The sequence below is a fragment of the Brachybacterium nesterenkovii genome (assembly GCF_900163655.1).
Classification (GTDB): Bacteria; Actinomycetota; Actinomycetes; order Actinomycetales; family Dermabacteraceae; genus Brachybacterium; species Brachybacterium nesterenkovii.
This window is the reverse complement of the sequence record NZ_FWFG01000028.1, coordinates 1-3,008: the sequence shown is the minus strand read 5'-3', so window position 1 is coordinate 3,008 and position 3,008 is coordinate 1. Positions and strand designations below refer to the sequence as shown.

At 70.8% G+C, this 3,008-nt stretch carries 3 protein-coding genes; 2 read left to right on the top strand and 1 reads right to left on the bottom strand.

Going from position 1 to position 3,008, the window contains the following annotated elements:
- A partial coding sequence (locus FM110_RS03175) for a SulP family inorganic anion transporter (RefSeq protein WP_087102602.1) occupies positions 1-1,242 on the top strand: 1,242 nt, incomplete at its 5' end.
- Positions 1,243-1,324: 82 nt separating this feature from the next.
- Here FM110_RS03175 and FM110_RS03170 read toward each other — a convergent pair.
- On the bottom strand, positions 1,325-1,684 hold the full coding sequence (locus FM110_RS03170; protein WP_087102600.1) for an ArsR/SmtB family transcription factor: 360 nt from the start codon (positions 1,682-1,684) through the stop codon (positions 1,325-1,327).
- A gap of 138 nt (positions 1,685-1,822) precedes the next feature.
- On the opposite strand from FM110_RS03170, the gene arsB reads away from it, so the two are divergent.
- Complete coding sequence (gene arsB / locus FM110_RS03165) at positions 1,823-2,899, top strand: ACR3 family arsenite efflux transporter (protein WP_087102604.1); 1,077 nt, start codon at positions 1,823-1,825, stop codon at positions 2,897-2,899.
- The last annotated feature ends 109 nt before the right edge of the window (positions 2,900-3,008 follow it).

Here is a 3,008-nt window from a genome sequence, read left to right as displayed (position 1 = left end):
CACGGCATCGACTACTTCATCGCCACCGTGATCCTCGCGGGCGCCCTGCAGATCCTCCTCAGCCTCCTCGGCGTCGCCCGCCTGATGCGGTTCATCCCCCGCATGGTGATGGTCGGCTTCGTGAACTCGCTGGCGATCCTCATCTTCCTCGCCCAGCTGCCCCACCTGGTCGGCCCTGCCGTTCCGTGGATCGTCTACCCGATGGTCGCTCTCGGCATCCTCGTCATGGTGCTGCTGCCGCGCTGGACCACGGCCGTGCCGGCGCCGCTGGTCGCGATCGGCCTGGTCACCGCCCTGGCGCAGCTCGCCGACTGGACGATGCCGACCGTGGGCGACCAGGGCGAGCTGCCCGACTCCCTGCCGAGCCTGCTGATCCCGGACGTCCCGCTGGACCTCGAGACCCTCGGCATCATCGGCCCGTTCGCCCTGACGATGGCCCTCGTCGGCCTGCTCGAGTCGCTCATGACCGCGAAGCTCGTCGACGACATCACGGACACCCACTCGAGCAAGACCCGTGAGGCCTGGGGGCAGGGGGTCGCCAACATAGTCACGGGATTCTTCGGCGGCATGGGCGGCTGCGCGATGATCGGCCAGACGATGATCAACGTGAAGGCCTCCGGGGCCCGTACCCGGATCTCCACCTTCACCGCGGGTCTGATGCTGCTCGTGCTGGTCGTGGGCGCAGGCCCGCTGGTGGCGCGCATCCCGATGGCCGCGCTGGTCGCGGTGATGATCATGGTCTCCGTCGCGACCATGGACTGGCACTCGATCGCCCCTGCCACGGTGCGCCGGATGCCCTGGAGCGAGCTCGTCGTCATGGCGGTGACGGTCGTCGTGACCGTGTGGACGCACAACCTGGCCTTCGGCGTCATCGCGGGCGTCAACGCGGCGTTCATCGTCTTCGCCCGCCGTGTGGCGCACTTCAGCATCGTCGAGAAGGTGTCCGAGGCCGACGAGGACGGCGACGGCGAGCCGGATGCGCGGACCTATCGGGTGCGCGGCGAGCTGTTCTTCGCCAGCTCCAACGATCTCGTCTATCAATTCGACTACGCGGGCGACCCCGAGCACGTGGTGATCGACATGTCCGGCAGCCACATCTGGGACGCCTCGACCGTGGCCGCCCTCGATGCGATCGAGGCGAAGTACGCCGCCAAGGGGAAGCGGGTGGAGATCCTCGGGCTCAACGAGGCATCCGCCGCGCGCCATGCTCAGCTGTCAGGGCATCTCGGACAGGCGCACTGAAGCACGCCGCTGCGGCCGGGAGACCAGTTCGCGCCCGACCGGACCGTACCCGTGCGACCGCGCCCGTCGCCGGGGCCGGGCCTCAGCAGCAGCCATCGCCCCCGGACGGTGCGCCGAGGAAGACGCGCGCGGTCCCGAGGGCGCCGACGGCGAGGGTGTAGTGCGCCCACCGTCCGCGCTGCTCGCGTTCGAGCAGTCCCGCCTCGACCAGGCGCTTGAGGTGGTGGCTCAGAGTGGGCTGGCTGATGCCGAGCTCCTGCGGCAGGTGGCAGGCGCAGACGGTCCCGCCGGGCTCCGCGGCGACGTAGCCGAGCAGGCGCACCCGGGTCGGGTCCGCGAGGGCCTTGAACACGGCGGCCAGGCAGTCCGCGCGGTCGGCGGGCAGGAGGGGCGCGGTAGGCGGGGCGCAGCACTCGTCGGCTGAGGCGTCGCGGGCTGTCATGCGGCCACCCTATACTGCGTATTGACGAACGTCGATATGGCGTGTCAGGGTCGGCTCGACGAGGACGCGGACGGCCTGGTGCGCCCCGCGTCCGATGCCGCCGCCCGGACGGCGCCCGAGCAGAGAGGCCGCCCTTCGATGTTCACCGATACCGCCGCCGCGCCGGTCGCCGCGCGGCTGTCCGTCCTCGACCGCCTGCTCCCGCTCTGGATCGGTGCCGCGATGATCGCCGGACTGCTCCTGGGCCGCCTGGTCCCCGGGCTCGGAGAGGCGCTCGCGGCCGTCGAGATCGACGGCGTCTCCCTGCCGATCGCCCTGGGTCTGCTGGTGATGATGTACCCGGTGCTCGCCAAGGTGCGCTATGACCGCCTCGACACCGTCACCTCCGACCGCCGGATGCTCGGTGCGAGCCTCGCCCTGAACTGGATCCTGGGACCAGCGCTCATGTTCGCGCTGGCCTGGACGCTCCTGCCCGACCTGCCCGAGTACCGCACCGGTCTGATCATCGTGGGACTGGCGCGCTGCATCGCCATGGTCATCATCTGGAACGACCTGGCCTGTGGCGACCGCGAGGCCGCCGCCGTGCTCGTGGCCTTGAACTCGATCTTCCAGGTCATCGCCTTCGCCGCTCTCGGCTGGTTCTACCTCAGCGTCCTCCCCGGCTGGCTCGGCCTGCCGCAGGCGGGCCTGGAGGTCTCGCCCTGGCAGATCGCGAAGTCCGTGCTGATCTTCCTGGGCATTCCCCTGATCGCCGGTTTCCTCACGCGCCTGCTGGGGGAGCGCCGCTGGGGCCGCGAACGCTACGAGAGCGCTTTCCTGCCCCGGATCGGTCCCTTCGCCCTGTACGGCCTGCTGTTCACGATCGTCGTCCTCTTCGCGCTGCAGGGGGAGCAGGTCACGGGCCGCCCCCTCGACGTCGCCCGCATCGCCCTGCCGCTGCTGGCCTACTTCGCGATCATGTGGGGGCTCAGCTACGCGCTGGGCCGGGTTCTCGGCATGGGGTACGAGCGCACCACCACGCTCGCCTTCACCGCCGCCGGGAACAACTTCGAGCTCGCCATCGCGGTCGCGATCGCCACCTTCGGCGCCGCGAGCGGCCAGGCCCTCGCCGGCGTCGTCGGCCCCCTCATCGAGGTCCCTGTGCTCGTGGGCCTCGTCTATGTCAGCCTGTGGCTGCGTCGGCGTTTCCCGCACGCGGCGGACGCGCGCGCCTGAGCGCCCCTCCGGACCGAACCCGCTGCCCTGCCTCAGCGCCCTGCCGAATCGTCGCACCGCCCCGCCGGCCGCCGACCAGCCGTAGCCGTACCCGCACCACGCCGCCGCT

Excerpts from the sequence above, each read along its gene's own strand:
- FM110_RS03170 (WP_087102600.1), bottom strand. The coding sequence starts at position 1,684 with ATGACAGCCCGCGACGCCTCAGCCGACGAGTGCTGCGCCCCGCCTACC.
- arsB (WP_087102604.1), top strand. The coding sequence starts at position 1,823 with ATGTTCACCGATACCGCCGCCGCGCCGGTCGCCGCGCGGCTGTCCGTC.